The sequence below is a fragment of the Amycolatopsis sp. VC5-11 genome, from assembly GCF_037034185.1.
Classification (GTDB): Bacteria; Actinomycetota; Actinomycetes; order Mycobacteriales; family Pseudonocardiaceae; genus Amycolatopsis; species Amycolatopsis nivea.
Genome location: NZ_JBAGKF010000004.1, coordinates 273435 through 299257, shown reverse-complemented (window position 1 = coordinate 299257; position 25823 = coordinate 273435). Strand labels below are relative to the sequence as shown.

Genomic DNA, 25823 nt, shown 5'->3' with positions numbered 1-25823 from the left:
TCGGCCGGGCTCACGACGCGGCCTGGACTTCGTGGAACGTCCACGTGGCGGCAGGCTGGCGAGTGCGCGGCATCTCCATCAGCCCGCGGACCACAAGCCCCTCAGCTTCCAGCGCCTGAAGCACCTGCCGCGCACGGACCCCGGAGATGCCGAGCAACTCGGCGACTTCGGTAGCCCGCAGCGGGCGACCTTCGGCCACGCCCAGAACGTAGGCCCGCCACGCAGAATTAGTCAGACGCCCTTCTCGGAACGCCTTCAATGGCACGCGCACCGTTTCCACGCCATTCCTCCAACCAGTTCAACGGTTGGGGGCGCTTGCTCCGGTGCGCTGCGTACTCCCGCTTACGAAAACGAATGTACAGGCCGATGTCACCGTGCACCACTAACGAACAACCTACGACACCCAATTAACTCCCATAATGGGTAGTGGCATCTAGGCTCAAACTCAGGATCCTGCATATAAACTCTGAATACGGTCCGTATTCAGAGTAAAAGAAACCCCAGGTCAGAGACCTGGGGCACTCGCCGCCGGACAGGACGGCCCAGCTCGCGTCTCGATTTGGTCACGTCGCGCACGGGCCGGTCGAACAGCCCTCACCGCGATGGAAGTGCACCCGGTCCCGGGCCGGTGCTTCGATGCCGTTCACCGGGTTCCGCAGCACCCACAGCTCCCCCAGGATCTCCGGGACGAGAAGCGCGCGCACAAGCTGGCGCTTCGCCGGGGCCGACATGACGCGCCACCGCTGCACGATGTCCTCGCCCGGGTCGAGCAAGCCCTTCAACGCGGGACGCTTGAGCCGCTCCACTTCCGCGAGGGCCGATGCTTCCCGCTCGCGCAACCCTGGCTCAACCTCTGCCGCGAAATCGAGCGTGAGAGCACCGGTCCGCACCTTGGCCTTCAGATTGGCCAGTTCGGCCTGCACCGCCTTCAGCTTCAGGTCGGCGGCCTTCTGCTCCGTCGACCGGTCCTCGTCCGGCTGCACCAGGTCGGCGTAGGCGTCGCCGGACAGGAACGCGTACAGGACGCGGCGCACGGCCGAGTTCAGGCCGCCGAACGAGACAGTCACACATCCCTTGGGAAGGCAGCGGTACTTCGGGCGGCGGGACACCGTGGAGCTGACACGATGCATCGGGCCCCCGCACACGCTGCACCGAGCGATCCCGCCGAGCAGGTGCCGAGCACGCCCGCTCCGGAATTTCTTGCGCGCCGGGTCGTCAAGCTTTGCTTGCACGGTCAGCCAGTCCTCTCGGCAGATGATCGGCTCCCACTGCGCCTCGTAAAGCTGGCCCGGTGCCGAGCGACTGCCCGTCGAGCCGATCCCCGGTCGGTGCACTCGCAAGGCCGTGTAGGCCGGTGTGCGCAGCCAGGCTCGCAGGTGCGCGGGAGAGAACGGACCGCCGCTCGGCTTCGTGACGCCGCTCTTCTCGAAGTCGCGGGCAATGGCCACAGCGGTATCACCGGCCAGCCACCGGCGGAACATAGTGCGCACGTGCTCGGCCTTCGGCTCGTCGATGACCCGCGCCTCGAACTTGCCGGTTTTGGCGTTGAACACGTGGCGGTAGCCGTACGGAGCCTGGCCATACGCCTCGCCCCGGACTGCGCCCGCCTCCACCGTGCGCAGGACGCGGTCCGAGGTCTCCCGCGACGAGTACTCGTCGTGGACGCTGTCCTCCATCAGCGCGCGCCAGTCGCGCGCGATCCGGGGGTCGTAGAGGCGTCGGTGCGTGTGCACCCACACCAGGATGCGACGCTCGGCCAACAGGTCCAGCAGATGCGCCATCTCACCCGCTTTGCGGGTGCCGCGCGAGGTCTCCCACAGGCCGAGAACCGACGCGCCGAACGCGCCCGTCTCAAGGTCGGCGAGCATCTGCGGAAAGTCGTCGCGCCGCTTGGCCGCGTACCGGCTCGCCGAGCCGAGGTCCGTGTAGTCGCCACCGGAACAGGCAAACCCCTCGCGCTCGCAATCGTTCCGCAGGTCTGCGCGCTGCTCGTCGGGGCTGCGCTGCTGGCCGGACCGGTCGAACGAAACACGCAGGTAGAACCGCATCGAACGCAACACGGCAGGCACGGTGTCAGGCATGGGTGCTAGTCTACCTATTAGCGAAACACCTGCGGGCATCTGCTGTCGCGGATGGCCGCCTTCGACGATTTCGGTTCCTACGCGGGCATCCCCCTCGGCGAACTGCTGGCCGGTCCGCTCGGGGCGGCGTTCGGCGCGCCGCAGGTGGTGCTGGTCGGCGGGATCGTCATCGCCGTCGCCGCGCTGTCCCCGCTGCGCTCGCCCGCGGTCCGCGCGCTGCGGCATCCGCCGGTCCGCGTGCCGTGAACGCAAGGAAGGGCCTGCCAGGCAATCCCGGCAGGCCCTTCCTTCACCCCTCGGTCACACCAGCAACAGGAACGCCACTCCGTTGGGCGAGCCGAGGCCCGTCACGTCGTCGTAGCCCTTGGTCGTGTGGATCGTCAGGTTCGGGTAGTCGAGCACCCGGGCGGAGGTCTTCAGCCCCTCCGTGGCGTCGACCCCGTTGGCGAAGTCCACGCGCTGCACCGCGCCGTCGACGTGCTGCACGTCGTGGATCGCCGACGTGCGCGACGTCAGCTGGTACAGCACCGGGTTGATGAACCCGTGGTGGTAGTGGTCGAGGCTGTCGGCCACCGCCATCACGCCCGCGAACACCGGCGACGCGAGGCTCGTGCCGCCGATCCGGTACTGGTCGTAGTAGACGCCGTCCGGGAAGGTCTGCGTCTGGCCGACCAGGAAGCCGGTGTTGGGGTCGGCGATCGCGGAGATGTCCGGGACGACCCGGCCCTTCGCGCCGCCGGTCTGGTTCTTCGTGGACAGCGCGTCCGGCACGATTCCCTTCTGGTAGAAGGGCTGGCCGAACAGCCGGCTGGTGCCGCCGCCCGCGCCGCCGTTGAACGCGCCCGGGAACGCCGGGGCGTACGTGCCGTCGGTCAGCGTCGACTTGCCGGTCTCCCAGCCGGTTTCGAAGATCCGCTTGCCGTCCTTGCCGACCGCCAGCGACGTGCCGCCGACCGCGGTCACCCACGGAGCCGAGGCGGAGAAGTCCGGCGACGGCGTGCCGAGGCGCGCGACCTCGTCGCCGTTGTCGCCGGAGGAGAAGTACACGCCGATGCCCTCGAGCACCGCCTGCAGCGAGATGCGGTTGAACACCTTGACCTCAGCGGCCGGGATGTCCTCGCCGGTGTCGCCGTAGGAGTTGGAGATGATGTCGGCCTTGTGGCCCGCGACGACGTAGTTCAGCGCGGTGTCGAGCGACAGGTCCTCGCAGTCCTGCCCGCCGACGTACAGGATGTTCGCGCCCGGCGCGAGCCCGTGCGCGGCCTCGACGTCCAGGGTTTCCTCGCCGTACCAGCCGGAAGCGTCGCACTGGTCCGGCGGCTCGAGCACCGGGTTCGGCGGGAAGATGTGCTGCTTGAACTGCTGCTGGGTGAGCGGGTGCGCCGGGTCGTTGCGCTTGGCGTACTCCGAGGCGTCGGCGTAGATCGTCGGCGACGCGAAGGCGTCCACGATGGCGATCGTGGTGCCGCGGCCGTCCGCACCGAACTTCGCGACCTGGTCCAGCCCGTACGCCGAACGCAACTGCGCGGGCGTGTAGCCGCACGGCGCGTACGGAAGCTGCTTGCCGTTGTACGCCGGGTCAGTCGTGTCGGTCTTCTCGCCGTAGTAGGCGCTGCACGGACCAGAATTGCGGAACCCGTTGCTTGGCGGCGCGGTCGACGGGCTGGCCTGCGCCCGGGACTGCTTCTTCGCGGTCGGGTCCGCACCGTCGGTGTGGTCCGGCTTGAAGAGGTTCGTCGCCTGGTCGACGCCGACGACGCCGAGCACGTCGTTCGCCAGCGAAGCCGGAACGGACAGGTCCTTGTCCGCCGCCCGCAACGTCTGCCCCTTGACCTGGTACTTGCCCAGGGTCACGGCGAACGCGCGCTGGACCTGATCGGCGGTACCGGTCGCCTCGACGTACGCCCGGTTGGACGGCACCTCGCCGATGCCGAATCCGCTTGCGGACAGCCAGTTCTTCACGGCGGACACGGTCTGGTCGGTAGCCGCGAACCGGTCCCGCACCTGGTCCGGCGACAGGTAATGCCGGTAGTTGCGACTGTTCGGATCGGACACCGACTGAGCGGCGGCCTCGGCCGCGCCCTGGTCCTTGAGGTTCAAGTAAACCCGAAAGTCCATAGTGGACGACCCGGCCGTGTCGGCCACCTTGGACTGCGGATTGGCCCAAACCGGGTGCGATTGCGGAATGTCCGCCCGCCCCTGAGCCGACGCCACGGCAGGCGAAGCGGCTAAACCGCCCACCACCGCAAGCGAAAGAAACATGGTGACGCTTCTACGCACAGCAACTCCCTCGTGTTGCGCGGCCCCTCGACCCCCGCCTGCCGCCGGAACGAGATTAGGACTGCCCGGCCCGCCAGGGAAGCGTCCGGCTCCCCGGTGCGGAACCGTTATCTGCTCCCCTCATCGCGACCAAAGGGACAACTGCGACCAAAGTCCGTTTCATCCGCACTGTCCACAGCGGAATGTCCAGAAATCAGAAGAATGCCCGTTCCCCCACAACCCCCTCCCAGCACTAGACGGCCAGCAACACCACCTACGAAGGTCGCACAATCCCATTCAGCAACACCAGAACCTCACCCATCTGCCGAGCGCATTGCCCAAGCCGCCATGTGGGCCACCCACATTGACCCTGATTCCGTGAGGGGAACCCTCACGACCCACGACCAGCCCACCCCACCCGGGATGCACCCAATGCCGCATTGGGTGCATCCCACGCACCGAACGCCACATTGGGTGCATCCCACGCACCCAATGCCACATTGGGGCGCAAGCCCCCACCCCATCCAACCCGCACCGATGCACCCAACGAGCGAGGCACCCAGCCCCTCCCCCGCACCCCGATACGAAGCTCCCCTGCGGTCTGGGGGTGCTTGTCAAGGCATCTTTCCCGCCTTGACAAGCACCCCCAGACCGTCAGCACAATCAAGCTTCGGGGTGCCCCACGCACGCTCAGGCCAATGTCGCCGCCAGGCGACGAGCCGCCCGCGGCCCGCACATGAAAACAATTCACCCCACCCCAGCCGAACACCAAGCAACATCCACCCCCGATATCACCCCATATGGGGTATTCCTCCCCCAGTGGATCTAGGCAACCGCCCCAAACGCTCCTAGCATGCCGACCATGGGGACCTTGCCGCCAAGGCGGGTAAATTGATTTCGCTGACCTTCCGGATCCTGGGGCCGCTGGAGGTCATCGCCGAGGGCCGGGCCGTACCGCTGGGCGGCCCGAAGCCCCGTCTGCTGCTGGCCGCGCTGGCCCTCCAGCCCAACATCGTCGTGTCCACCGAAGCCCTGGTCGAAGTCCTCTGGCCGACCACCGCTCCCCGCTCCGCGGCCGCCAACATCCGCACCTACGTCCACTCCCTGCGCAGACGCCTGGCGGAAACCTCCCCCGACCTCGCCGACCGCATCACCAGCCGAGCGTCGGGCTACCTCCTCACCGTCGAAGAAGACGAACTCGACCACCTCGTCTTCACCCGCTTGGCCACCCAAGCCTGGGAATCCCAAGACGACCCGGAAACCGCACTGGCCCTGCTGGACCAAGCCCACTCCCTCTGGCGCGGCGAAGTACTGGAAGGCCTCCCCCACGACCCCACCTGGGGACCCACCGTCGCCCGCCTGGACGAACTGCGCCTGGCAGTGCAGGAACAACGCCTGCGCGCCCGCCTGGATCTGGGCCGCCACAACGAAGTCATCGCCGAACTCCGCGCCCTCGTCACCGAGCACCCGCTGCGCGAAGAACTCTGGCACCACCTCATCACCGCCCTGCGCGACTCAGGCCGCACCACCGAAGCCGCGGAAGCGTACGAACTGGTCGAACAAACCCTCGCCGACGAACTGTCCGCGAGCCCCGGCGCCGCACTCCGCGAACTCCGCACCACCCTCGAAGTCCCCTGCGCCAAAATCCCGCCGATCTGCCAACTCCCCTTGGATCTGCCCGATTTCACCGGCCGCGGCGAAGTCATCGAGCACCTGGTCGCGAAACTCCGCCACCACGCCGAAGCGGAACGCCCCACGATCGTCGTCCTCTCCGGCGCACCAGGCATCGGCAAATCCTCAATCGCCGTACGGGTAGCGCACGCCGTCCGCACCGTTTTCCCGGATGGACAGTTGCATGTGGACCTCGCCGGAACCTCGTCGTCGCCGCGCTCGCCCATGAGCGTCCTTGCCGAACTCCTGCGCGCCCTGGGCATTCCCGACTCCGGCCTCCCCCGGGACCTGGCCGAACGCGCCGCGCTCCTGCGTTCCCAGCTCGCCGGCCGCCGGATGTGCATCGTCCTCGACGACGCGGGCAGCGCCGCCCAGGTACGCCCGCTGCTCCCCGGCGCGGGCGCGTCCGCCGTACTGGTCACCAGCCGGATCCGCCTGCCCGACCTCGCCGGCGCGGTCCCGGTGGACGTCGACCTCCTGCCCGAGCCGGAAGCCGCGCGGCTGCTGGAAGGCATCGTCGGCCACGAACGAGTAGCCGCCGAACCCGAAGACGCCGCGGCGATCCTGCGCCAATGCGGACATCTGCCCCTGGCGATCCGGGTAGCCGGAGCCAAACTCACCCACCGGCCCACCTGGTCGTTGCGCATCCTCGCCGACCGCCTCCACGACGAGCACCGCCGCCTGGACGAGCTGCGCGTCGGCGATCTGGCCGTCCGGGCGAGCGTGACCCTGAGCTACGACCTCCTGCCGATGTCCGCCGCCGCAGCCTTCCGTCGCCTGGGCGCACTGGGCCCCGTGCAATTCCCCGCCTGGGCAGTCGCCGCGGTCCTGAGCCGCCCGTCCGCGGACGACGTCCTCGACGTGCTCGTCGACGCCCACCTCGTGGAGCTAGTCGCCACCGACGTCGCGGGACAGCCGCGCTACCGGCTGCACGACCTCCTGCGCGTCTACGCCGCGGAACTGGCCGAGCCCGGCGAAACCCGCGCCGCGATCGGCCGCGTGCTCGAGGGATACCTTGCGCTGGCAGTAGAAGCCGCCGAACGCATGCCGATCCACTTCTTCGGCCAGTACCACGACGACACCGACCTGGCCCTGCCGCCGGAAGCCGACCGTCTGCTGACCGACCCCGCCGCCTGGTTCGCCGCCGAACGCGCCACCTGCGTCGCCGCCGTCGCGCTTGCCGCCGAACGCGGGTTCGACGACCTGACCTGGCGGCTCACCGTGGCCCTCACGCCGTACTTCGACCTCCGCGGCCACCAAGACGACTGGCACGCCACTCACCTGATCGCACTGGAAGCGGCACGCCGGGCGGGCGCGATCCGCGGCGAGGCAGTCGTTCAGCGCAACCTCGGCCAAGTCCTGCTGTACCAAGACAACGACGCGGACGCGATGGTCGCCTTCGAGGCAGCACGCGAGCTGTACCAACGGATCGGCGACCAGCAAGGGCTCGGCGAGGCGTACGCCGGTCTCGGCACCGTACTGCGGATGCAAGGCAAAACCGACCGCGCGCTCGAACCGTGCCACGAAGCGCTCCGGCTGTTCGGCGAGGCGGGCGATCCGCACGGCGAAGCGGTGATCCGGATCGCGATCGGATCGATCTGGGTCGCGCGCAAGTGCTACGCGACCGCGCGCCGCTGGTACACCGACGCGCTCGAGCTGTCCTGCGAAATCGGCGACCGGCACCGGGAAGCCCATGCGCTGCAACGGCTCGGGCTCCTGAACCAGCGCGAGGGCAACCTCGCCGAAGCCCGCGAACACGTCACGCGCGCCATCGCCGTGTTCACCGATCTCGGCGACGACCACTGTGTCGGCTACGCGAACCAGAACCTGGGCGCACTGTGCCTGTACAGCGGCGATCTCGCGCACGCGCAACTGCTGCTGGTGAACTCGCTGAGCGTGCACCGCCGCAACGGCGACCGCCGGTCCGAGGCCGAGGTGTCCCAGCTCCTCGGCGAACTTCACTCCGCGCTCAGCCAGCCGGAACGGTCCCGCAGCTACGCCGAACGCGCCCGGGCCATCCGCCGCGAACTATCCGCCGGCACCCCGGTCGACGACCAGCCCCGCAAGACCGGACCGCACCGGATCGTGTCCGCCTGACGCGCGGGCCCGGTTGCGCGGCCAAACCCGCGCGCCGGGCCACGATGCGCAGATGAACACCAGGAAAGCGGCTGGTCACGTCCTTCTCGCAGTGGCGGTTATCGCTTTGTCGACTCCGGCTCCCGCTGGCGCCAAACCCAAGCACGGCAGGAGAGCGTTGGAAAGACCGCTGACCTACCGCCTCTACGCGACCCGAGAAGGACTCGTCGGCGGCACCACTTCGAGCGGGCACCGGATCACCGAACGGGACCATTTCGTCGCGCTCCCGTCCACGAAAACGGTGTCCTCGAAGGGAAGAGGGACCTTCACCGTCCGGGTCTGCCGCACCGACGGCACCCGCTGCGAGTACGCGCCGGTGTGGGATGTCGGGCCGTGGAACGAACACGACGATTACTGGAACCCCGCCGACCGGCGCGCGACGTTCGGTTCGCTGCCGCAAGGCGTGCCGGAAGCGCAAGCGGCGTACCAAGACGGGTTCAACGGCGGCAAGGACGAACGCGGCCGCACCGTGCGCAATCCAGCCGGTCTCGACCTGGCCGACGGCACGTTCTGGGACGGTCTCGGCCTCAAAGGCAGCAGCTACGTGGACGTCACTTTCCTGTGGACCGGCAGCGCTCCGGCCACCGGCGTGGTGACCGGCGGCGCCCCGCTGGTCGTGCGCACGTCCGCGAGCAACGACGCGCCCTCGGCCGGCTTGGCCGCCGACTCCGCGCAGGTGCCGATCGAGTGTTCCGTACAAGGCGATCCGGTGGACGGAACCACGCGCTGGAACCGGATCGGCCCCGGGCACTACGTGTCCGGGGCCTACCTCCGAGCCGACGCGGCCGTGCCGTCCTGCTGAGGCTCAGTGCTGGTGGTGGGCATGCACGACGGCGTGCCCGCGACCGCGGCCGATCATCCACTTGTTGACCGGAACCGTGACCACGAAGGCGATCGCGAGCGACAACGCCAGCGACAGCCAGAACAAGCCGCTCGACAATCCCGCGTCCATCGCGCCCGGGATCGCCACGACGACGGTGTTGTCGATGACCTCCATGACCGCGATCGACACCGTGTCGGCGGCGAGCGCGACCTTGAAGGCAGCACCGAGCGCGAGGCCCGACTTGAGCACGCCGCGCATGGTGAGGGCGTAGCCGAAGACGAACGCCAGCACGATGGACAGCACCACAGTGGCCGCGTTGTGCAGGCCGAGCGCGGTGCCGAGAACCATGCCGAGCACTTCGCCGATGGCACAACCGGTGAGGCAGTGCAGCGTCGCCTGGGCGGCGGTGGACCAAGACGCTCCGTGCTGGTGTTCGTTCATGCTGGCGACTATACCCCTTGGGGGTATCAATAACGCAAGGTCGCCCGATGTGATGACTGTCGCCCGGCACCGCCGCGTCAACCAGCCGACGGACGGAGAGGAGGCTGCGCCGTCCGGCGGTTGAACTCGCTTGCGTAACCGTTTGGTCGCGTTCGGTTGACCCCCTGCCGTCACTGGCCCTACCTTCGGCTGCCAGGTCACATAGCCGGGGAACGGTGGGGGATGCGAGGGCGGACCAAAACGCTCGTGCTGGGTGCGGCGCTCGTGGCGACCGCGGCGGCGATGGCGGCCAGTTGCTCGCCGGTTCTGTCGGACTCGCCCCCGGAGCAGGCGAAAATCGCCTTCGTGCCGAAAATCGGCGGCATCCCGTACTTCGACGCGATGAACGCCGGCGGCATGGCGGCCGCCAACCGGCTCGGCGCGAAGTGGCTCCTGCGTGCCCCGGCGTCGGTCGATCCGGCCGCGCAGACGGCGATCCTGCGCCAGCTCATCGCCGAACGCGTGGACGTCATCGCGGTCGCCCCGAACGATCCGGCGCAGCTGGCCCCGACGATCGCGGAGGCGCGCGCGAAGGGCATCCACGTGCTCACCACCGACACCGACGCCGCCGGCTCCCAGCGCGAGGTCTTCGTGAACCAGACGACGGCCGAGGGCATCGGTTCGGCGCTGGTCGACTCGCTGATGAAGAAAACCGGCGGCACCGGCGAGTACGCCATCGTCTCGTGCGGGCGCGCCGCGGCGAACCTCAACTCGTGGATCGAAGCCGAGAAAACGTATGCGGCGCAACGCTATCCGCAGGCGAAGCTGGTCGAGACGGTGTACGCCGACGAGGACACCACCACCGCCACGAAGCTGGCGAAGGAGATCCTCAACCGGCATCCGAAGCTCACCGGCATGATCGGCCAATGCACCACGGCGACGCCCGGCATCGCGCGAGCGGTGCGTGATCAGCAGAAGATCGGCCAGGTCTTCACCGTCGGCACGGGCACGCCGCAGACGATGAAGCCGTACCTGGTCGACGGTTCCTGCTCCATGACGGTGCTGTGGAACGTCGAATCCCTCGGCTACCTCACCGCCTGGACCGCCGAGCAGCTCGCGACCGGCGCCCCGCTCCGGCCCAAGAACAACGTGAGCCCGGAGCTCCCCGCGGTGCGCTACGACGCGGCAACCCAGACGGTCCTGCTCGGCGATCCCCTGCTGATCACGCAGAACAACGTGGATCAGTTCAAGTACTGACGGTCCTCAGCGCACGTCAATGGTCACGGTCAACGTGCGCGTCCGCGCCGGCAGCTTCGTCATGTCCACCTTCAGGTACTCGCCGTCGTCCTGACGGCCGTTCGGCTGAGTCTTGGCGTGCAGGGTGTAGGGAGCCGCCGAGTTCGCGACGCCGTCGATGCCGAAGTCGCTGTCGTTGCTGATCACCACGGTGCGGCCGCCGTCGGTCGTCGCGACGCCTTCGACCTTGTCGTGCCCGAAGAAACCGCCGCTCGGGTCGAGCCCGGTCACCAGGCCGCCGACGTCGAGGAACAGCTTCTTCGCCGCAGGCGTCACCCCGACCTTCGCCAGCGCCTCCTGAGCCTCCGCGGTAGTGGCCTTGCCGACGTACGCCTCGATGCTCTTGCCGCCGTCGACGAGCAGCCCGCCCTTCGCCGCGTCGTAGGTCGCGCCCGGCACCTTCGCCGCCGGTCCAAGGTCGGTCGCCTTGCTCAGGTCGATCTCGAACAGCCTCTTGTACGCGCCGGGCTCGGCCTTGCCGTCGCGCTCGTCCACGAGAAACCGGGTCGCCGACAGCGCGGTGATCTCGGAGACCGCGGTGCCGGTCTCGTCCGGGTTGTCGAGCAGGTAGGCGTACTCTTGCGTGGCGCGGGTCTTCAGGTCGACCGTCACGATCCGCAGCGCGGGAACCTTGCTGGGCTTCTTCGTGAGATCCGGCTGCTGCAGCGCGGACTGCATGATGCCGACGAGCGTCCGGCCGTCCGGAGTGAGCGCGAGCCCCTCCATGCCCTTGTTCGGCACGCGGTTCTTGAGTTCCTTCGGCAGCGACCCGTCGAACGGCGAGAGCCGCTCGATCGCCCGGCCGTCCGCGCGGAAGTGCGTGATGAAAGGGCCGTACTCGTCCGACACCCAGAACGTCCCGTCGCGTTGCGCGACGAGCCCTTCGGAGTCGTAACCGTTCGGCGACGCGGGCAGTTTCGCGCCGTCGCGGTCCACGATGGTCTCGCCGGTGTTCGCCAGAGTGTTGACCTGGCCGTTGTAGGGCGATCCGTCGGCCGCGCGCAGCGGAATGTTCCGCTCCAGCACAGCTTTCCCGCCCTTGAGCCGGAACTTGCCGATGGCGGGCGTGAACGACGGCAGCGGCTCCACTTTGGCCCCATCCGGCGCGTCGACGTTCGGGCCGCGGTCGGTGAGCCCGTAGAACTCGTCACGCGAACCCGGCACCGGGGTGAGCGCAGACCCGTACCCGCCGCCGGTGATCTTGACGCCGCCGACAGTGCCGAGCGGCGGCAAGTCCGTCGGGTACAGCCGGACCGCGTCGCTCACCGTGTAGGCGAACGTGTCGCGTCCGGTGAACCCGGCAGCGGGCGTGTAGCGGAACGACCCGTCCGGGCCGATGGTCAGCGCGCCGTGCCCGGGATCGGTGTGCCGCACCACCGCACCGTCGCGCTGCGCGTCGCCGCGCACCTGCAGCGTGTGCCCGGCCCGCACCCGGTAATGGTCGTCCGGACGGCCCTTGGCCTCGGCCGGGCCCGCGGCGGCCAGCGGCAGCACCAGCGCGACCAACCCGATCTTCACGCTTTTCATTCGGCTTTCTCCTCCTCTGGCGTCGTTTCGACGCCTGGGGGAGTCTTGACGGCCGAGTTGGACAGCGTCCGTCATCGAGACGACCGCCGCGTTAACGAGCGCGCCGTGCTCGAGCCGCCACCGCACCTCCTCCGACGATCAGCAGGACCGCGGTGATGCCCCAGCGCCGCTGCTTCTTGACGTTGTCGTGTGCTCTCGCCGCACGTTTCTCGGGCAGTTTCGGGATGGCCTTCACCGGGGCGGCGCGCGACGGCGCCGGGGGCTGCGGCATCGGGATGGGCGGGATGATCGCGTCTGGCGGTTGCCGGGACGGGGTGGGGGTGACCGGATTCGGCGTGATGGGTGGCGGTGACGATGAGGACGGTGGGGTGGACGACGGCGTGGGGCTCGCCGAGGTCGATGGCGTCGGGGACGCAGACGACGTCGAGGGTGGTGGTGGCGTCGGCGTGGACGAGGTCGTCGGCGGGGCCGAGGACGACGGCGGCGGCGGGGGTGGCGGAGGCGGTGGCGGCGGGGGTTCCGCCAAGCACCCGGCACCGTCGGACATGACCATCGGCGGCCCAGTGCTCACCTCGACCGCGGAACCGCCGTCCAGCCGGTAAGTGACACTCCGCCCGTCGACCCAGTTCGCGGTCGCGTAGAGCTTGCGGTCCGGCCCGAACACGACCGACCCGTAAGTCGCCTCCGGAAACCGCTCCCCCGGCACCTTCGCGACCTTCCCGGTCACCGGATTCACCGTGACCACCGCGCCCTCGCCCGTGGACGAAACCCCATACAGCAGGCCGTCTTCGGAGTTGTACGCGAAATCGTCCACTCCGGACGCGAGCCACCACGGATGCAGCAACACCGGCCCAGTCGCGGTGAGATAACCGGAACTGTGCGGGTCGACGTCCACTGTGTACAGACTGGTCGCCCGCTTCACGTACCAGGAGTTGCCGGACATCGCCCCGGCCGTCGCGCCAGTCACCCAACTCCATACTCCGTGGTGCGTGTCGCGGCCGACCCCGCCGAGGTCGGTCAACTCGCCATCGGAGTCGATCCGCACCGCGTGCCAGCCGTCGCGGAAGCGCCCGTCGGCGACGCCGTACGTTACGTCTTGCGCCGCCGAATACGCGATGGCATTCAGCGCGAAGGGACTGTGGTGCAACAGATGTCGCGCACCGGAGGGCAAGGTCAACCGCACGATGTCGGACGACTGCCCGTCGCGACTTTCGACCTGAAGCACCCGGCAGGACGTCGCGGCCGCGCGCTGGCGAGCCGGAGCGAGCCACCCCGACGCGACGAGCAGCCCGGCGACCGCGGCCGCGGCGGCCACCACAGTCAGGTACCGGGAACCTCGCACCGGTCAGCCGAGCCGCGAGATCGCCGAGGTGAACGCGTCCGGATGCACGTTCGCGCCGCCGGCGTAAGGGTTCTGCAGCTGGAAGATCGCGTACAACAGCAGCACGATCGTGCCGGCCAGCGTCGACACGATCACCAGGTGCGCGGCCATCCGCGTGCCGCCGAAGAGGTTGGGCAGCAGGATCGAGATGACGCTGCCGAGGATGAGCGCGAACCACATGACCGAGCCGACGCCGTCGGTTTCCGCGCCGGTGAGCCGGGTCTGCCGGGCCTGGTAGACCTGCCAGAGCTGGGCGGCGGCGTCTTTCTTCCGGTCGTTCGTCCAGTCGTCGCTGGCTTGCGCGTTGGCGACGACGCGGCGCATCTGGTCGAGCTGCGTCCAGCCGGTGTCCGGGACCGGTCCGTCGTCGATGAGCCGGGGCCACTCCTGCTTCGACACCGTCGTCGCGTACGCGATGGCCAGGCGCCGCACCTGCTCGCCGGTGTCGCCGGGCAGCGCCTCGGCCGACCAGGTGGCGGCGACCAGGCCCTCCGCCTCGGTGTAGGAACCCTCGCGCGTGGCCGTGACGGCGTCGAAGAGCGAGATCAGCACGAACGCGACCAGCACCGCGTGCAGCCCGCCGACGATGGTGAACACCTGGCCCGCGGCGTCGTTGTTGTCGCGGCGGCCCTCGTCCCAGCCGAAGCGCCGGACGAGATAGCCGATCACCGCCGCCGCGATCGCCGCGCCGACGACCCAGAACACCCCGGTCACGTAGACGTTCATCCGGTTCCTTTCGCGCGGGTGAATACGCTGGCCGACGCTATCCAGCCGATTCCGGAACGGACAACGGCGCCACCCGCGATTCAGCCGGGTGGCCGTCCACCGCCCGCGCGGTTCGCCGGATCGGAGCAGCGGGCCGGGTACGGGTTCCCTCGATTGCTCTTGCTCGGCAAGGGAAACGCCTCGGATACCGCTGGTGCGCACTCGACCGGGTTACGGCAGCAGACCCACCGTGACGCGCTTCTCGTTGTCGACCGGACAACAGCACCGGCAATGTCAGAAAAGGAGCTTCGGCAAACAGGTGAATCGAACGCGCCTACCCGATCGAGTGATTGTCGAGGTCATCCTTCTTGCTAAGTTGATGCGCGGCGCCGCTTACCATTCGCATTCCTCTCCCGGAAAACACCGCTCCGCCGTGTTCCGGCGTTTTCGACGTTAGGTGGTTTCGCAGTGATCGTCCCGAGCCCCTCCGCACTGTCCACTGTGGCCGCCGCGCTGCGTCCGGAAGCGGTAGAACGATGACGACGGTGGACGCGCGCACCGGGGCCCGCTCCGTGGCCGAGGTGCTGGACTGGAGCCGGAGCCGCTGGGAACCGGCGATGCGAGCGGCGGTCGACCGGCTGCCCGGGTCGATGCGCCGGATCGCCGGCTACCACCTCGGCTGGTGGGACGAAACCGGAACGGCCACGAGCGCCTCCGGCGGCAAAGCCCTGCGCCCGGCGCTGGTGCTGCTGTGCGCGGAAGCCTGCGGCGGAGACCCGGAAGACGCGATCCCCGCCGCGGTGGCCGTCGAACTGGCCCACAATTTCTCGCTGCTGCATGACGACGTCATGGACGGCGACCGCACCCGGCGGCACCGCCCCACCGCGTGGACCGTGTTCGGCACCGGACAAGCCGTGCTGGCCGGAGATTCCCTGCTCGCACTGGCCTTCGACGTCCTGTCCGCGGACGGCCCAGCCGCCGCCCGCCTGCTGAGCACCGCGGTGCTGGACCTGCTGCACGGACAGCACGAGGACCTGGCGTTCGAGCAGCGAACGAACGTCGAAGTGGCGGAATGCGTCCGAATGGCCCAAGGCAAAACGGCAGCCCTGCTGAGCGCGGCCTGCACCCTCGGCGTGCTGGTAGTCGGAGGCCGCGGCGAACACGTCGAACGTTTCAGCCGTTTCGGCCGATCGCTAGGCCTGGCCTTCCAGCACGTCGACGACCTCCTCGGCATCTGGGGAGACCCAGCAGTCACCGGAAAGCCGGTCTACTCGGACCTGCGCAGCCGCAAGAAATCCCTCCCCGTGGTCGCGGCGCTCACGTCAGGCACGTCAGCCGGACAGGAACTGGCAATGCTGTACCGACAGCCCCTGCCCGACGACTGCCTCGCGAGAGCCGCGGCCCTGATCGACGAAGCCGGCGGCCGATCCTGGAGCCACGCCCAAGCAGACGAACTGCTCACCGACGCGTTGACCGCCCTCACCGCCGCCCACCCAGCCGCCCGCGCGACAGCCGAACTGACCGCGATCGCCCAGCTCATCACCCGCCGGGACCACTGAAGGGAGCAAACCGCAGCATCCGGGCAGACACCCTTTCACCAGGGTTGCCGCTCGGAGCTCATACCGAGCCTCCGCAGGCCGCTGAGACGCGGCGGATAAAGCCGCGCCTGCGGTAGGGTTCGCCAGTGGCCAACCGCGAGTCGCGTCGCATTGCCGGACTCATGCTTGCCTCGATGGCGTCGCAATCTCTCATGGTTGTTCTGGCGCCAGCAATGGTTCGCATAGCCGAATCGTTCCACGCGTCAGTAGGCACGGTGAGCCAAGCTCGCGCAGTAGCGGCCGTCGCGGCAGTTGTCTCGTCTTTCTGGCTCAGCCCGAGGTTGAGCAAGATCGGAGTACGGCGAGCAATTCAAACAGGCGGACTGCTCTCGCTTGCTGCTTGCCTCGTCGTAGGACTTTCCGCGTCGCTGTGGATTTTCTGGCTAGCACATCTCATCGTCGGTTTGGCGGTGTCGTTTCTTCTTTCCGCCTCGTTCTCGGGTGCCGCTGCCGCCGAGTCCCCCGTCCGAACACTCGGCCTCGTGGCAGCGGCGAATTCACTGGCTTGGGTAGCGATCAACCCTCTTTCCGGACTGTTCGCCCAGACGCTCAGCTGGCGGTTTTCCTTCTTGCTGCCAGCAGGATTTGCCCTGACCGCCATGTGGTGCGCACGATACGTACCCCCGACCAAGACACAAAACCAGAGCGAAAGATCAACAGTATGGCAACTGCTGGCCGCGAAGCCAGCTCGAATGTGGATTCTCGCCGAACTGGCCGCCTACACCGCCTGGACGGCAACCATGACTTTCGTCGGCCCGCTTTTGATCCAACGAGGTCAGCTGTCGGAAACCCTCGCAGGCGTCTGCCTGGGTCTCGGCGCCAGCATGTTCTTCATCATCTCCAGCCGCGTCAAGAACCTTCTCTCCAGAACGAGCGCGAAAGCAGCCATCATCACCTCTTCCGCAGGCATGTCGATAACGGGAGGAGCGCTCTTTTTGCTCCCTCTTCCCGCCGCACTGCTAGCCGCCCTGTTTTGCGTCATGTCGGCGTTCTGCGGAGTTCGCACCCCAGTCGCCAGCTTTATCGGCACACAGGTCGAACCGACTCGAACAGACGCGATGATGACCGCGAGGACCGCGATTACTCAAACCGGGTACCTCTTGGGAGCCGCGCTGGGCGGGGCGCTGCTGACCTGGTCCGGATTCGACGCGCTCGGCATTCTGGTGATGGCTGGCACCATCACCGGCGGCCTGGTGTTGTTCTTGAAAGCACCCGTGCCGTCGGCCGCCTGAAGCCGCGGAACCGTCACCGCCCCGGTCGGTTCAACCCGTCATCCCCAGCACCCCGGGAAAGCACCACCTCGTCGGTGTTCCCGAGCGCTTCCTTCCCGCGCTCCGTCGGCGGCGCGGTCGTCAGGTCCCGCAACCGGATCGGCGGCCCGAGGTCGATCAGCGTTGGCACGTACTCGGCCTTGTCCACCGTCCACTTCCCGCCCGCCCGACTGAACCGGAACCGGGCCGCGACCCCTTCCTCCGTGGATCCGCGAGGTTCGTCGTGCCGCGCGACCTCGTTGCCGAGCCCGAACGCCACCCACTTGCCGCCGACCTTCTGGAACGGCTGCACCACATGCGCGTGATGCCCGACGATCAGGTCGAGATCCGGCGACGCCGTCAGCTTCTGCGCCAGCTGCTTCTGCTCAGCAGTCACGTCGTGCTGATATTCGACGCCCCAATGCAGGCTCGCGATCACGACCTCCGCCCCGGCCGCTTTCGCCTCGCGCGCCGCGGAAAGGATCTCGTCGGGGTCGATTTCGTTGGCCAGCCACGGTTTCCCGGCCGGCCGCTTGATCCCGTTGAACCCGAACGAATACGACAGCTGCGCGACCTTCACCCCGTGCACGTCCAGGATCAGCGGTTTCCCCGCCTCCTCCGCCGAACGCGCGGACCCGGTGTGCTTCAGCCCGGTCTGGTCGAGCTTGTCCAGCGTCCGCTGAATACCCGCCGCGCCCTGGTCGAGCGTGTGGTTCGACGCGGTGGAGCAGGTGTCGTACCCGGTGTCCTTCAACGCGTCCGCGATCTCCGGCGGCGCACTGAACGACGGATACCCGCTGTACGGCCCGCCTTCCGGCGCGAGCGGCGTTTCGAGATGGCAGATCCCCAGATCCGCGCCGGACACCAGCGGTTTGACCCCGGCGAACAGCTGCCGGTAGTCGATCTTCCCGCCGCCGTCCGCCTCGGCCTGCTCGGTGAGCCGCGGGTGGATCAGCACGTCCCCGGTCGCCACGACGGTGAACGAGTCCGGCGAAGCGGGCGCCGACGACGACGGTCCGGCCGAGGGCCGTTGCGGGGCGGCTTCGCTCCCACACGCCGTCAGCATCAGCGCGACCCCGGCGAGGGCGGCGGCGCGGCGCATGTTCGTCATGATCATCCCCTTTGCCCGACTGCCCGGCACATCCTTCCGTATCACTCTTGTGGGTTAGCACCCCGGTCGTGACCAGGCGAAACGCTCAGGCTAGGCAGTCGGCGGGCTCGCCGCGAGTCAGCGCTGGGTCGGTCTGGTCGAACGTCCGCGCGACGCCCGGACCGGACGTGCGCGTCTCGAACCGCACCGTCACCCGGCCGTGCCCCGCGCCTTGCACCCAGCCCGTGCCGTACTCGGCGTGCACCACGTCGTCGCCCGGACGCCATCCCGACGACGACACCGGCGCGCTCCCGCCCGGCGACGGCGCCGAAGTGACCACCGGCTCCTCGGTCGCGGCGGGCACGGTCAAGCTGAACAACGCGTCCTGATGCGGCACCGAAAGCCCGCTGAACGCGACGCCCGCCAGCCGCACTCCGCCGAACTCCTGCGGGTCGAGCAGTAGCCGTTCCGCGGTAGCCGCGAGCTGTTCGAGGTCATCGGTGGGCGACGCGGTGGTCTCGGAGCGGGTCACCGTGCTCATGTCGGTATGCCGCAGCTTGATCACCACCGTGCGCGCGACTCGACCCGCTTTCACCAGCCGAGCGTGCGCGCCAGCCGCGATTTTCCTTACCTCAGCACGCAATCGGACGAGATCGACCACGTCCACGTCGAAGGTCGTCTCCGCACTCACCTGCTTGGCTTCGCCCCGTTCCGCGACCGGACGGTCGTCGAACCCGCTCGCCAGCCGCCGCAGGTCGCGGCCGACCACGCCACCGAGCGTCGACACCGCGTCCGGCTCCGGCAACGCCGCCAGTTCGCCCAAGGTGAGAACACCGATCGTGCGCAGTTTCGCTTCCGCGACCGGCCCGATCCCCCACAACGCGCGCACCGGCAGCGGAGCCAGGAACTCGCGTTCGGTACCCGGCGGCACGACGAGCAGACCGTCCGGCTTCGCGCGATCCGAGCCGATTTTCGCGACCTGCTTGCCAGTCCCCGCGCCGATCGACGCAGTCAGCCCGGTCCGTTCCCGGATCCGCACCCGCAACTCCTCGGCCCATTCCGTCACCTGCTCGACCGACGCACCCGCGAGCGCGGGCGGTTCGGCGAACGCCTCGTCGAGGGAAATCCGTTCCAGCACCGGCGCGACCTCGCCGACGACGTCGAAAACCTGCTTGCTCAAGACCTCGTACAACCGGAACCGCGGCGGCAGCACCACGCCGCCAGCCGGCAGCAGCCGTCGAGCCTGGGACATCGGCATCGCCGACCGCACGCCGTACTCGCGGGATTCGTAACTCGCGCCAGCGACGACGCCGCGGTGCCCAGTGCCGCCGACCACCACCGCGCGTCCGCGCAGCGTCGGCCGGGTGAGTTGCTCGGCGGAGGCGTAGAACGCGTCGAGGTCCAAGTGCACGACCCAGCGAGACATGTCAGGTTCCAGCGTCCAGAAGCCGTTGCAACGCCTTGGTGTAGGTCTCGAACGCGGCGCGGCCCGTGCTCGTGAGCCGCACCAGAGTGACCGGCGTGCGGTGCTCGTAAGCCTTGGTGATCTCGACGTACTCGGCGTCCTCGAGCTTGCGCAGATGCGTCGAGAGATTGCCCGCGGTCATCTCCAGCAACTGCTGCAGCCGCGGGAAGGTGATCTGGTCGGCCGGACGGAGCCCGGCGAGCGCGACCGTGACGCGCAGCCGCGCCTGCGCGTGGATGACGGGGTCGAGCTCCGGCAGCTCAGTCACGGGGCCGCACCACGTAGACCAGCGCCGCGACCGCGAATCCGCCGCCGCCCGCGAGCGAGAGGACGAGGAAGTTGCCCGGCACGCCGACCAGGACGCTCGCCCCGCTGCACACGATGATCCAGCCGCCGAGGAAGTACTGCCGCAGGTCCTGCCACAGCGTGCCGCCGGCGAGGTAGAGCGCGCCGGTCAGCAGCAGCGACGTGCCGGACCACAGCAGCGGCACGAGGTCCGAGCCCTCGGGGAGGAGTTTGGTGATCCGGATGTCGATCAGGCTCATCCCGGCGAACGAGATCATCCACGCCCAGCCGTACATCGCGCCGATCCGCCGGGACGGCCCGCGGATCCCGCGGCCGCCTTTGCTGCCGTGCCAAGCGGAGTAGACGATCGCGCCCACCATGAGCACCGCGACGACGATGCCCGCGACCCAGCCGGGCAGCAGCGCCGCCGACCGCTCGTCGGAGAGGTAGACGAGCCCCCAGCCGACCAGCCAGGCGAAGGCCCAGACGGCGAACAGACGCGCCGGGCTGACTCGCAGCTCCCGGCGCGTCCGTTCGTTCTGCCGGGCGATGAGCTCCAGAGATTCCGCCACGGACAGCGGCTCGCCTTCGTCCTCGACGGGGTCCCCCGCGTCGTTGTTCACCCCGGACCGCCCTTCCCCCGTACTGACCCCGCATGCAGCACGGAAGCTAACACGTCACGCGACCTTCACCGGGCCCAGCCGGAACCGCCGCACCACCACGAGCGCGGGCACGACCAGCCACGCCGCCAGCACGCCGACCGCTAGACCGAGCCCGCCGGCGTGGTCCACCGGGAGCGTGCCGACGCGGCCGAGCCAGTACGTGGGGAAGAAGTGCGCGAGCGCGGACATCCATTCCGGCAAGATCGACAGCGGCATCCACAACCCGCCGAACACACCGAGCGGGAGCATCAACGCGCCAGTCATCGCGCCGACCGTGTCGCCCTTGCCGAACAACCCCAGCAGCAGCCCGAGCACCGCGAACGGCAGCGCGCCCAGCCACAACGAGACCCCGCTGAGCAGCCACTGCGCCGCGGTGAGCTGCACCCCGCGCAATGCACCGGCAACGAAGATCACCAGAACCACCGGCAACGCCATCGCCATCGAGGACGCGATCTTCACCGCGAGATAGCCGGGCCCGCGCATCGGCGTGAGCCGCAATTGCCGCTGCCAGCCGTCCGTCCGCTCGGTCGCGACGCGGGTACCGGTGAACAACGCGCCGCTCATCGCGCCGTACGCGCCCATGTTGATCATCGTCGTGACGCTCGCCTTGATGCCGTCCGGCCCGACCTGGTCGCCGAACAACCCGCCGAACAGGAGAAACATGCCGAGCGGGACCACGATGGTGAACAACGCGAACTGCGGGCTGCGGACGATGCGCAGGATCTCCAGGCGGAGGTAGACGAGGTTCATCGGAGCGCTCCCTGCGGCTCGTCGGAGGTGAGGGCGAGGAACGCTTCCTCCAGCCCCGCGGAGGTGATCTCGATCGAGCTGGCCTGGGGAAACGCCGTGATCAGCGCCCGGATCGCCAGGTCGGAATCCGTGCAGGCCAGTTCCGTACGATCGCCCTGTACGCGTGCCCTGGCGACCCCGTCGAGCGCGGCCAAGGCTTCCGGGCGAGCGCCCTGTACGACTGCCCTGATCACTCGCCCGGACACATTCGCGCGCACCTCGTCGACCGCCCCGTCCGCGACGACCTTCCCGTGCCGCATCAACACGACCCGGTCCGCGTAGTCCTCCGCCTCGGCGAGGTAATGCGTCGCGAACAGAACAGTCCGCCCCGCCGCGGTGAACTCGTGCATCGACGCCCAGAATTCACGCCGAGCATCGACGTCCAGCGCCGCCGTCGGCTCGTCGAGCACCAGCAGCTCCGGGTCACCGGTGAGCGCGAGCGCATACCGGACCCGCTGAAGCTGCCCGCCGGACAGCTTCCCGCACCGCCGCTTGGCGAACTCCCCGATCCCAGCCCGCGCGTAAACCTCCTTGGCCGGCAACGGATTCTCGAACATCGACCGATGCAACTCCACCAGCTCGGCCGGTGTGACATCCCGCAGCAAGAACCCGTTCTGCACCATCGCCGCGAGCCGCCCGGAATCGAGCGCCGCCCGGGGCGAACCGCCGAACACCCGCACACTCCCCTCGTCCGGCGAGGCAAGCCCCAACAACATGTCAATCGTGGTCGACTTGCCCGCGCCGTTCGGCCCGAGCAACGCGACAACCTCACCCCGCCGCACGGCCACCGACACGCCGTCGACCGCACGGACCTGCTTGAACTGCTTCACCAGGCCGGTCAGCCTGAACGCTTCCGTCATCTCGTCCCCCAGTGCTTCGCTGTCCTGAACTTTGTAACACAAAGTCGACTGTGTTGAAAAGTGGTAGGCGATGCCGAGTCGTTCACGACGGCAAGCACACACCACGCCCGAGCAACCCTCCCGCTCAGCCAGTCGTGGGCCACGGACGGGCGAACGAGGGCCTCCCCCAGTGCGGACACAACGCCCGACCGCGCTCACTCACATGAACTACGGGATCACTGAAATGCAGGAGCATTCCGGATTGCGTCCCATTTCGCAGCACTGTGTGCAATTCGCCGAACCAGCGGTAGGGAAATTTCCCGTCATCCCGGAACAATCGAGGATTACCGCGAATCCGAGGGGGACCGGTGAAACACTGGGCTAGCTGCGAGCGCGCGGGAAGCCAGCGCTGTGCATGCAAGGCGTGTGCGGGTGCCAAACACGGTTGGACCGGCGCTGTCGCGCTGGCACGGGACAAAACCCCAAGCAGACGCGACGACTTGCGCGACAGTGCCGACGAGAGATGGCGGGCCGCTTGGGTCGGACACCGGCCGAAGAACCGTCGGATCAGCTACCCCAAGAAAAGCGCCGCCATAAGCTCCACAGTCGCTGATATCGTCGACTGGCTTGCCGCCGACTACGAAAATCACCAGCACTCGGCTGATTCTCGAAGTACATCAGGAAGGAAGGCCGTCGAGTACGTCGAAACCGCGGTACCCGACTCCTCAGCAGGTCAGCCAGAACCGAGTGGTCAGTCTCCGTCGCAAGCTTCAGAACCGGGCGACGCAGCGGACCGACCGCCAGCAGCCGCGGAGAGCGGCGATGTCGCAGCAGGCCCGGATGAGCCGCCGATACTCAGCATGGTCGACCAGGTCGAGCGACTCGGCGAAGCACTCACCAATGTGGTCCTCTGTGACATCGAACGAGCTCACCACGGTCCGATCCCGGATACGACGAGAGTTGCCCTGGCCGACCACTTCTGGTGCGACTTGCTCGCGCAACTGGCGCATGTGCTCTCCGAGGGCCTCACCACGGTCGAGAAACTGACCGGCAAAGTTCCGGAGCTCGTGACTCGGCTCGTCCTGGAGTCCCGGAGGGAGAGCGATCGGCTTCCGCTCGAGGAATTCGTGGTGCGGACTGCGGTGAACAGCATCTGGAAGCACCTGAAGGTGCTGATGCCGTTCGGCTGGCTGGTGCTGGTCAAGCGGATGGTGCCGATCATCCGGATTCTGGCGGTGCTGATGTGCAAGTCTCCGGAACGGCACGAAGCGGTGGTGCGCTACTGCGTGGACCCGCTCACCGGCCAGCTGCGCGATGAGACCAAACGGCGTCTGCGCAAGGTGCTCGACGACTGGCTGCCGGGCTTGGAAGCGCCCGACGACGAGGCAGCCTGAAACCGGTTAATCCGGTTGCTCCCCGCGATGAGCCGCACTACCGTCCGGATTCATGACGATCTTCGCCCGCTGCCGCCTGTCCTGATCCCGGCACGACTTTCCGGGCCGCCCGCCACCGGGCGGCCCCCGCTCTGCGTGCCGGACCGCCTCTCGTCCGGAAAGGACACTTTCGCCTTATGGGCAAGCACATCGTCATGGTCGGCTGCTCCGCGCCGAGCCACGTCTACCCGTCGCTGGGGATCATCCGCGAGCTGGTGCGGCGCGGGCACCGGGTCCGCTACGTCGTCGGCGAACCGCTCGCCGAACTCGTCGAAGCGACCGGCGCGGACGTCGTCGCGCATCCCACGATCTTCCCGCTCGGCCCGGACGCGGAATGGCCGGAAGACCCGGCCGAAGCGATGCGCGTCTTCCTCGACGAGGCCGTCGCGATCCACCCGCGGCTGATCGAAACCTTCGACCACGACCGCCCGGACCTGCTGCTCTACGACATCGGCGGCCTCGGGGCACCGCTGCTCGGCCTCCGCTACGACGTGCCCGCGGTGCAGCTCTCCCCCACCTACGTCGCCTGGGACGGCTACGAGGAAGAACTCGCCGACGTCCTCAAACCGATCCGCACCTCACCGTCCGGAGTGGACTACCACCGCGCCTTTACCGAGTGGCTGGCGGAAAACGGAGTCACCGAAGACGCCTGGACGTGGCTCGCCCGACCGGTGCCGATCCTGTCGCTGATCCCGCGCGCGATGCAGCCGAACGCCGACCGTGTGCCGGAAGACCGGGTCCAGTTCGTCGGCCCGTGCCTCGACCCGGCGCGCGCCTCGGAGCACTGGACGCCGCCGTCCGACGGCAAACCTGTGCTACTCGTGTCGTTCGGCACCGCATACAACGACCAACTGGACATCTACCGGCACTGCATCACCGAATTCGAGGACTGGCACGTTGTGCTCAGCATCGGCAAACACGTCTCGAAGGAGGATCTAGGCCCGCTGCCGGAGTCGGTCGAGGTGCACGAAACGGTGCCACAGCTGGCAATTCTCGACGTCGCGTCCGCCTTCATCACGCACGCCGGCATGGGCGGCTGCACGGAATCCCTGTGGTACGGCGTCCCGACGGTCGCCATCCCGCAAGCCGTCGACCAGTTCGGCAACGCCGCGCAGCTGGAAGCTCTAGGAGTTGGCAAGCATCTGCCCGCGGATCAGGTGACCGCCAAGTCCCTGCGCGAAGCGGTCGATGAGGTCAGGAGTTCGCCGGACGTCGCCGCGAGGCTGGCTGAGCTGCGCGCGGAAATCCGAGCCAACGGCGGGATTACCGCGGCCACGGACGCGGTGGAGAGGTTCCTGAAATAAGCGCGAGGAGCACGTCGCGGTCGAACCATTCACCGCCGACGTGCTCCTGGTGCAGATAAGCAGTGACCGCCCGGGCCTGGCAACATCGCTCCGCCAAGCCCGGATCCACGTGTGCGGCATGGGAAAACCGCGTGATCAACCCGGCCAGGTCGCGCGTCGGCGTTGTTTTGGCGACGACGGTGAACGCGTCGAAAGCCGCTGTCCCACGCCACCCGATCGGATCGATCGCCAGCCACGGTTCCCGTTCCGCCCGCAGCACATTCCCGAAATGCAGATCGGCATGCAGCATCGTGGCAGTCCGGTCGTCGGCGAGCTGGGCGATCAGTTCGCGTGCCCGGTCCACCTCGCGCGTCGGCAACAACCCTGGCGCTGCCAGTTGTTCCAGCTGCGCGAGCCACGGCCCGGCCGTCGAGGCGAGCGACCGCGTCCCGGCCGGCGCGGGCACCGCGAGCCGGCGGGCCAGCTCGCCAGCGATCTCGGTCGCTTCCTCGGCGCGCACCGTTTCCAGCGTCGCGGGGCCGACGCGTTCGAGCAAAAGGGCGGCACGATCCGCGGAAGCCGCCAGCAGCCGCACGACTCCGGCACCGTCGAAGTGCTCCAACGCCGCCGCTTCCTCAGCACAACGCGGATGGGAAACGAAATCTTGAGCGCGGCGGCCTGCCCGCCGCGTTCGACGGGCAGCACCAGCGCGGTCTCCCCATGCAGCGGAGCCCCCGCGATCCGGCACCCCCACCGCGCGCAAGCCTCCGCGGCCAGCTCCGGCAACTCCCGCAGCCAAGCCTCGCCCGCGCTGCCCTCTCGTTGCCGCA

At 68.5% G+C, this 25823-nt stretch carries 22 protein-coding genes; 8 read left to right on the top strand and 14 right to left on the bottom strand.

Annotated features, from left to right (window positions below):
• Positions 1-10: 10 nt before the first annotated feature.
• Together WA670_RS16220 and WA670_RS16215 are read right to left on the bottom strand one after the other, a co-directional pair.
• Complete coding sequence (locus WA670_RS16220; RefSeq protein ID WP_336158168.1) at positions 11-199, bottom strand: helix-turn-helix domain-containing protein; 189 nt, start codon at positions 197-199, stop codon at positions 11-13.
• 364 nt (positions 200-563) lie between these two features.
• Entirely contained in the window at positions 564-2081 is a 1518-nt protein-coding gene (locus WA670_RS16215) for a recombinase family protein (protein WP_336158167.1), read from the bottom strand.
• Between the two features lie 51 nt (positions 2082-2132).
• On the opposite strand from WA670_RS16215, the gene WA670_RS16210 reads away from it, so the two are divergent.
• Positions 2133-2327: a hypothetical protein gene (locus tag WA670_RS16210; protein WP_336158166.1), complete on the top strand. Its 195-nt coding sequence runs from the start codon at positions 2133-2135 to the stop codon at positions 2325-2327.
• A 54-nt stretch (positions 2328-2381) separates the two neighbouring features.
• Here the strand turns inward: WA670_RS16210 and WA670_RS16205 are convergent, their stop codons facing one another.
• The gene (locus WA670_RS16205; protein ID WP_442893102.1) at positions 2382-4343 is read right to left on the bottom strand and encodes a S53 family peptidase; all 1962 of its coding nucleotides are present in this window, start codon (positions 4341-4343) and stop codon (positions 2382-2384) included.
• A gap of 888 nt (positions 4344-5231) precedes the next feature.
• On the opposite strand from WA670_RS16205, the gene WA670_RS16200 reads away from it, so the two are divergent.
• Together WA670_RS16200 and WA670_RS16195 are read left to right on the top strand one after the other, a co-directional pair.
• On the top strand, positions 5232-8108 hold the full coding sequence (locus tag WA670_RS16200) for an AfsR/SARP family transcriptional regulator (RefSeq protein ID WP_336158164.1): 2877 nt from the start codon (positions 5232-5234) through the stop codon (positions 8106-8108).
• A 157-nt stretch (positions 8109-8265) separates the two neighbouring features.
• A complete protein-coding gene (locus WA670_RS16195; RefSeq protein ID WP_336158163.1) occupies positions 8266-8949 on the top strand; it encodes a hypothetical protein in 684 nt (227 codons plus the stop codon).
• Between the two features lie 3 nt (positions 8950-8952).
• Here WA670_RS16195 and WA670_RS16190 read toward each other — a convergent pair whose 3' ends face one another.
• On the bottom strand, positions 8953-9411 hold the full coding sequence (locus tag WA670_RS16190) for a DUF4396 domain-containing protein (RefSeq protein WP_037811965.1): 459 nt from the start codon (positions 9409-9411) through the stop codon (positions 8953-8955).
• Positions 9412-9633: 222 nt separating this feature from the next.
• Here WA670_RS16190 and WA670_RS16185 point away from each other — a divergent pair, with 222 nt between their 5' ends.
• Positions 9634-10647, top strand: a complete 1014-nt coding sequence (locus WA670_RS16185; RefSeq protein WP_336158162.1) for an autoinducer 2 ABC transporter substrate-binding protein — start codon at positions 9634-9636, stop codon at positions 10645-10647.
• Between the two features lie 6 nt (positions 10648-10653).
• Here WA670_RS16185 and WA670_RS16180 read toward each other — a convergent pair whose 3' ends face one another.
• The 3 genes from WA670_RS16180 to WA670_RS16170 form a co-directional block, all read right to left on the bottom strand.
• Entirely contained in the window at positions 10654-12213 is a 1560-nt protein-coding gene (locus tag WA670_RS16180) for an esterase-like activity of phytase family protein (protein ID WP_336158161.1), read from the bottom strand.
• A gap of 91 nt (positions 12214-12304) precedes the next feature.
• Positions 12305-13555 carry a DUF6923 family protein gene (locus WA670_RS16175; protein WP_336158160.1) on the bottom strand — a complete coding sequence of 417 codons (1251 nt, stop codon included), beginning with the start codon at positions 13553-13555 and terminating at the stop codon, positions 12305-12307.
• A 3-nt stretch (positions 13556-13558) separates the two neighbouring features.
• Positions 13559-14320 (bottom strand): bestrophin-like domain, encoded by a 762-nt coding sequence (locus tag WA670_RS16170; protein ID WP_134732677.1) that lies wholly within the window; start codon positions 14318-14320, stop codon positions 13559-13561.
• A gap of 515 nt (positions 14321-14835) precedes the next feature.
• Here WA670_RS16170 and WA670_RS16165 point away from each other — a divergent pair.
• Both WA670_RS16165 and WA670_RS16160 read left to right on the top strand, forming a co-directional pair.
• Complete coding sequence (locus WA670_RS16165) at positions 14836-15858, top strand: family 2 encapsulin nanocompartment cargo protein polyprenyl transferase (RefSeq protein ID WP_336158159.1); 1023 nt, start codon at positions 14836-14838, stop codon at positions 15856-15858.
• Positions 15859-15983: 125 nt separating this feature from the next.
• The gene (locus WA670_RS16160; RefSeq protein ID WP_238607978.1) at positions 15984-17129 is read left to right on the top strand and encodes an MFS transporter; all 1146 of its coding nucleotides are present in this window, start codon (positions 15984-15986) and stop codon (positions 17127-17129) included.
• Between the two features lie 13 nt (positions 17130-17142).
• On the opposite strand, the gene WA670_RS16155 is transcribed toward WA670_RS16160, so the two are convergent.
• The 6 genes from WA670_RS16155 to WA670_RS16130 form a co-directional block, all read right to left on the bottom strand.
• Complete coding sequence (locus WA670_RS16155) at positions 17143-18264, bottom strand: CapA family protein (RefSeq protein ID WP_374204444.1); 1122 nt, start codon at positions 18262-18264, stop codon at positions 17143-17145.
• Positions 18265-18343: 79 nt separating this feature from the next.
• Complete coding sequence (locus WA670_RS16150) at positions 18344-19663, bottom strand: DNA polymerase IV (RefSeq protein WP_336158158.1); 1320 nt, start codon at positions 19661-19663, stop codon at positions 18344-18346.
• Position 19664: 1 nt separating this feature from the next.
• Positions 19665-19970, bottom strand: coding sequence for a transcriptional regulator (locus tag WA670_RS16145; RefSeq protein WP_037811975.1), 306 nt, complete (start codon positions 19968-19970; stop codon positions 19665-19667).
• Positions 19963-20610 carry a hypothetical protein gene (locus WA670_RS16140; protein ID WP_037811976.1) on the bottom strand — a complete coding sequence of 216 codons (648 nt, stop codon included), beginning with the start codon at positions 20608-20610 and terminating at the stop codon, positions 19963-19965. The genes WA670_RS16145 and WA670_RS16140 overlap by 8 nt, the downstream gene beginning before the upstream one ends.
• Before the next feature lie 54 nt (positions 20611-20664).
• A complete protein-coding gene (locus WA670_RS16135; protein ID WP_336158157.1) occupies positions 20665-21399 on the bottom strand; it encodes an ABC transporter permease in 735 nt (244 codons plus the stop codon).
• Positions 21396-22298: an ABC transporter ATP-binding protein gene (locus WA670_RS16130; RefSeq protein ID WP_336158156.1), complete on the bottom strand. Its 903-nt coding sequence runs from the start codon at positions 22296-22298 to the stop codon at positions 21396-21398. Before WA670_RS16130 ends, WA670_RS16135 begins: the two co-directional genes overlap by 4 nt.
• A gap of 479 nt (positions 22299-22777) precedes the next feature.
• Here WA670_RS16130 and WA670_RS16125 point away from each other — a divergent pair, with 479 nt between their 5' ends.
• On the top strand, positions 22778-23671 hold the full coding sequence (locus WA670_RS16125) for a hypothetical protein (RefSeq protein ID WP_336158155.1): 894 nt from the start codon (positions 22778-22780) through the stop codon (positions 23669-23671).
• Positions 23672-23847: 176 nt separating this feature from the next.
• Entirely contained in the window at positions 23848-25014 is a 1167-nt protein-coding gene (locus WA670_RS16120; protein ID WP_336158154.1) for a macrolide family glycosyltransferase, read from the top strand.
• Here WA670_RS16120 and WA670_RS16115 read toward each other — a convergent pair.
• Complete coding sequence (locus tag WA670_RS16115; protein WP_336158153.1) at positions 24974-25741, bottom strand: aminoglycoside phosphotransferase family protein; 768 nt, start codon at positions 25739-25741, stop codon at positions 24974-24976. The two genes, WA670_RS16120 and WA670_RS16115, sit on opposite strands and share 41 nt — an antisense overlap.
• Positions 25742-25823 lie beyond the last annotated feature (82 nt).